Genomic DNA, 3,835 nt, shown 5'->3' with positions numbered 1-3,835 from the left:
ACCCCGTCCCGGGCTTGCCCCGGGACCTCACCGGGCCGGAAACCCGCGACAGATCAGGGGAGAGGCGGGGCGTCGCCCCGCCTTACCGCAGGCCGGATCACAAACCGAACTGCGCCATCTCGTTGAAATCCATCATGTCCAGCAGCGGGCGGGTCTTGTCCGGGTCGCCGTCAGTCTGGACAAGGATGCGATTGGCGATCAGCGCCATCATCTGCCGGTCCTGGATGGCGAATTTCTGGCGCTGGATCCGCTCTGTCTTCATGCCCATCATCGCGGCATTGGCAATCATGCCAGACATGCTCATGACCATCGGGTTGTCGGCCATCAGCGTGATCTTGATCCGCTCTCCACCGGGATCGGTATAGGTCGCCTCGGCGCCGACGCCGCCGCCCATCATGGCCAGACCCTGGTTCATCTCGGTATTGACCTCGCGGGTCCAGCCATCCGGCGCATCGGGCAGGAAACTGCCCAGGCTGGCGGTCTTCATTTCCAACAGCTTGGCGCGCGCCATGTCCAGTTCGTCGAGGGCATATTGAATGTCGCCATCCTCGTAGGCCTTGAGCGCCGATTCCATCAGGTCCGAAACATCGTCGGCCTGCGCGGGCAGGGCAAAGGCGGTCAGCATCAAAACGGCAAAAGTGCGGGTCACGGAAATACTCCCTGTCAATTCCTGGCCACACCCTGACGCCCGACGCGCATTCCGGCAAGGTCGGGAATAACCTGCCCGTTGAATGCGCGGCGCTCCGCCCCCATCCTTGTCCACATGACCCTTCAACTTCTCCTGCCCGTTCTGGGCCTCATGCTTGTCACCGTGCTGGTCACCCGCGGGGTCGAGGCGATCCTGCCCGAGAGCCTGGGCGCCCTGGCCGCGACGACCGTGATCTCGGCCTTGCTGGTCTGGCTGCTGACCTCGGCGGGATTTGCATTGCTCTACACGATCGAGGACGCGCGGGTCTGGGACCTGCTGGGGCAGGCCCCCAGCGCGTCGCTGGGGTATTTCCTGCGGCTGGGCGCCAGCGCGGTGTTGATCTGGGGGCCCGTCCTGTTGCTTGTCGTCAGCACCGCACCGCGCCGCTGGAAAACGGCGGTCTGGTGACAGCTCGGGTCTTTTCCTGCTCTGACATCGCGTTTGCCCGCATTCACCGTTGATTTTTAACGCCACCCGTATCACCTCAATATCAGGAGGTTGGGTATGTTCGCACTGGCGCGGTTCCTGATCATGGCGGCGGTCGTGCTCACGGTGGTCTACGGGTCGCTGTGGTTCTACCTGCGCGCCCGCCGTCGCGAGCTGCTGGAAACCGACTGGGCCGCCGACCCGGCCGAGACCCGATCGCAAGAGGACTACGTGCGCGACGCGCTGGAGGAATTCGACCGCCGGCGCCATCGGACCCTTGTGCTCCTGGTCTATGCCGTGCCCCTTTGCCTCGTGACCCTGATCGTGTATCTGACGAATTTCCACTGAAAGGCGCCGCGCGCATGAAATATGTGAAATGGACCCTGATCGTTCTGTTCTGGCTGCTGGTGGCGGGTTTCCTGCACTACACGCTGCCCCAGCATGACGTGGCGCGGATCACCGACACCTACGAAAAGCGCGAGAACCCCAGCGACAACCCCTGGTTCTGGTCGCAGGCCAATACCGGCAGCGCGCCGGGCGGGCCGCGTGACGTGTTTTTCATCCAGACGCGGCGGGCCAACAACGACATCATGGTCTACCGCAACGAGGACACCGGCTGGGGCTGGCCGCCCTATTTCAAGTTCGACACCTCGAACCTGCAGGCCGAGGCGGCGGACCTGCGGTCGACCGCCGAGAACCCGACATGGGTAGCGATCCGGCATTACGGCTGGCGCAACGAGTTCATCTCGATCTTTCCCAACGCCGTCTCGATCCGCGAGGTCGAAGGCCCCGACGTGCGCATCATTCCCTGGCTGAACATCATCATCCTGGTGACGCTGGCCGCGCTCTACTGGGCGCTGCGCGTGCGCTGGCTGCGGTTCTGGCGCAACCGGGTGGACCCGGTTCTGGACGCGGCGGGTGACAAGCTCGATGAAGGCGGCGACCGGGTAAAGGGCCTCTTCGGACGGTCAAAATAGGCCTGCCTCAGCGTTTGCCGTAGTAGAGGCCGACAACGTGTTCCGCCTCGGCAAAGAACAACCAGCGCGAGACCAGCACCCCCGCCACATGGACCAGCACCGCGAACAGCGCCAGCCAGTGCCCGAAGGGCAGAAGAAGCAGGAGCGCGGGCAGGACCGCCATCGACCCCAGCGCAATCAGGCGCAGTTTTTGCGCGTGTTTGCGTGCCACGACAAAGACCATCTCGCGCAGCAGGTAGTTGCTGCCGGTGTGCGGCGGCTCGAAGGCGCGGACGCGGCCGATATGGCCCAGCCCGGTGGCGCTTTCGATGGTGGTGCCCGAGGCGGCGAGCCTCTGGTCCCCGGCAAGCCACCAGCCCGCCTGCGCCAGAGCCGCCAGCCCGATCAGCACAAGGCCGGTGATCACCCGCCCTGACAGCAGGGCGCCGCCGCCCAGGGCGTAAAGCTGGAACAGAACCGGCGTCGACCAGTGATGCCAACGCGGCACGGTCTTGAGCTGGGTATAGATCATCGAAGTGGTAAAGACGGTGGCGAGGCACAGAAGCGCCCCCAGCCAGCCAAGCACATGGACCTGCACCCCGAAGAATACCAGCAGCGCCGCATATAGGCCCATGACGATCAGCGCCGCGCAGGCCGTCCATGCCTCACGCGAGAGCCAGCTTGACCGCCATTGCGTGAAAGCCTTGAGCGCCCGTTCCGGGCGGCCAAGGTGCAGCGTGGAGGCCATCAGCCCGCCCCCCGCCAGCAGGTAGCCAATCAGGAAGAAGGCGAATCCGATCCAGCCGGTCGGCGCCTCCGGATCGACACCCAGCCAGAACAGCAGGCCGAGCCCGAGGCCGGAAAAGGTCGTGAAGGCGATGATCGAGGGCGCCGGGTGCATTCAGAGTTTCTCCAGCGTCTTGTCGATCCAGGCGAGAAAGCCGCGCGGCTCCTCGGCCACCGGCTCGAGGAAGGGGGCCAACACGTCGACCTCGCCCTGCCAGCTGTCACGCGGACGCGGCGGCAGGTACTTGTTGACCGGTTTCGTGCCCTGCTCGGGCATGAGATCCATCCCGTCCCGCTCGGCCACGAGGCGCGACACCTCGCTGTCGGGGTCGCCGAGGTCGCCGAAGTGGCGCGCGCCCGCCGGACAGGTGCGGACGCAGGCCGGCACGCGGTCCTCCTCGGGCAGGTTCTCGTTGTAGATGCGGTCGACGCAGAGCGTGCATTTCTTCATCACGCCTGCGGCCAGGTCCATCTCGCGCGCGCCGTAGGGACAGGCCCAGGCGCAGAGGCCGCAGCCGATGCAGTCGGTCTCGTTGACCAGCACGATGCCGTCCTCGGTGCGTTTGTAGCTGGCGCCGGTGGGACAGACGGTGACGCAGGGGGCGTCCTCGCAGTGCAGGCAAGACTTGGGGAAATGCACAAGTTGCGCCGGGGCATTGTCGGGCTGGACCTCGTAGCTGTGCACGCGGTTGAGGAAGGTGCCAGAGGGATCGGCGCCGTAGGGGTCCTGGTCCGAGAGCGGCGCGCCGTAGTTCTCGGTGTTCCAACCCTTGCAGGAGATTACGCAGGCATGACAGCCGACGCAGGTGTCGAGGTCGATGACAAGCCCGAGGCTGCGGGTGGTCTGTTCCGGAAGGCAAGTCATCCGTGTCCCCCGTGATCCAGCGGCGCCGCTGACGCGGCACAGGTTTGTTGCGTGGGGGCTCTGCCCCCAGTCGCGCTGCGCGCGACTCCCCCGAGGTATTTTTGAAACCAAAGA

6 protein-coding genes are annotated in these 3,835 nt (G+C 65.3%); 3 read left to right on the top strand and 3 right to left on the bottom strand.

Annotated features, from left to right (window positions below; translation table 11 throughout):
* Positions 1-97 precede the first annotated feature (97 nt).
* Positions 98-649 (bottom strand): hypothetical protein, encoded by a 552-nt coding sequence (locus PVW46_RS22285; protein ID WP_043140367.1) that lies wholly within the window; start codon positions 647-649, stop codon positions 98-100.
* Between the two features lie 114 nt (positions 650-763).
* Here PVW46_RS22285 and PVW46_RS22280 point away from each other — a divergent pair, with 114 nt between their 5' ends.
* From PVW46_RS22280 to PVW46_RS22270, 3 genes are all read left to right on the top strand, one after another.
* Complete coding sequence (locus PVW46_RS22280; RefSeq protein WP_139132365.1) at positions 764-1,096, top strand: hypothetical protein; 333 nt, start codon at positions 764-766, stop codon at positions 1,094-1,096.
* A gap of 96 nt (positions 1,097-1,192) precedes the next feature.
* Positions 1,193-1,462: a hypothetical protein gene (locus tag PVW46_RS22275; RefSeq protein ID WP_069210480.1), complete on the top strand. Its 270-nt coding sequence runs from the start codon at positions 1,193-1,195 to the stop codon at positions 1,460-1,462.
* Positions 1,463-1,476: 14 nt separating this feature from the next.
* On the top strand, positions 1,477-2,091 hold the full coding sequence (locus PVW46_RS22270; RefSeq protein ID WP_069210479.1) for a DUF1523 family protein: 615 nt from the start codon (positions 1,477-1,479) through the stop codon (positions 2,089-2,091).
* A gap of 7 nt (positions 2,092-2,098) precedes the next feature.
* On the opposite strand, the gene PVW46_RS22265 is transcribed toward PVW46_RS22270, so the two are convergent.
* A complete protein-coding gene (locus PVW46_RS22265; protein ID WP_069210478.1) occupies positions 2,099-2,971 on the bottom strand; it encodes a dimethyl sulfoxide reductase anchor subunit family protein in 873 nt (290 codons plus the stop codon).
* The gene (locus tag PVW46_RS22260) at positions 2,972-3,721 is read right to left on the bottom strand and encodes a 4Fe-4S dicluster domain-containing protein (RefSeq protein WP_069210477.1); all 750 of its coding nucleotides are present in this window, start codon (positions 3,719-3,721) and stop codon (positions 2,972-2,974) included.
* Positions 3,722-3,835 lie beyond the last annotated feature (114 nt).

Source organism: Mameliella sp. AT18, assembly GCF_028807275.1.
Lineage (GTDB): Bacteria > Pseudomonadota > Alphaproteobacteria > Rhodobacterales > Rhodobacteraceae > Antarctobacter > Antarctobacter albus.
The sequence above is the reverse complement of the archived record's forward strand: the minus strand, read 5'-3'. Positions and strand labels throughout refer to the sequence as shown.

Excerpts from the sequence above, each read along its gene's own strand:
- PVW46_RS22275 (WP_069210480.1), top strand. The coding sequence starts at position 1,193 with ATGTTCGCACTGGCGCGGTTCCTGATCATGGCGGCGGTCGTGCTCACG.
- PVW46_RS22265 (WP_069210478.1), bottom strand. The coding sequence starts at position 2,971 with ATGCACCCGGCGCCCTCGATCATCGCCTTCACGACCTTTTCCGGCCTC.
- PVW46_RS22270 (WP_069210479.1), top strand. The coding sequence starts at position 1,477 with ATGAAATATGTGAAATGGACCCTGATCGTTCTGTTCTGGCTGCTGGTG.
- PVW46_RS22280 (WP_139132365.1), top strand. The coding sequence starts at position 764 with ATGACCCTTCAACTTCTCCTGCCCGTTCTGGGCCTCATGCTTGTCACC.
- PVW46_RS22260 (WP_069210477.1), bottom strand. The coding sequence starts at position 3,721 with ATGACTTGCCTTCCGGAACAGACCACCCGCAGCCTCGGGCTTGTCATC.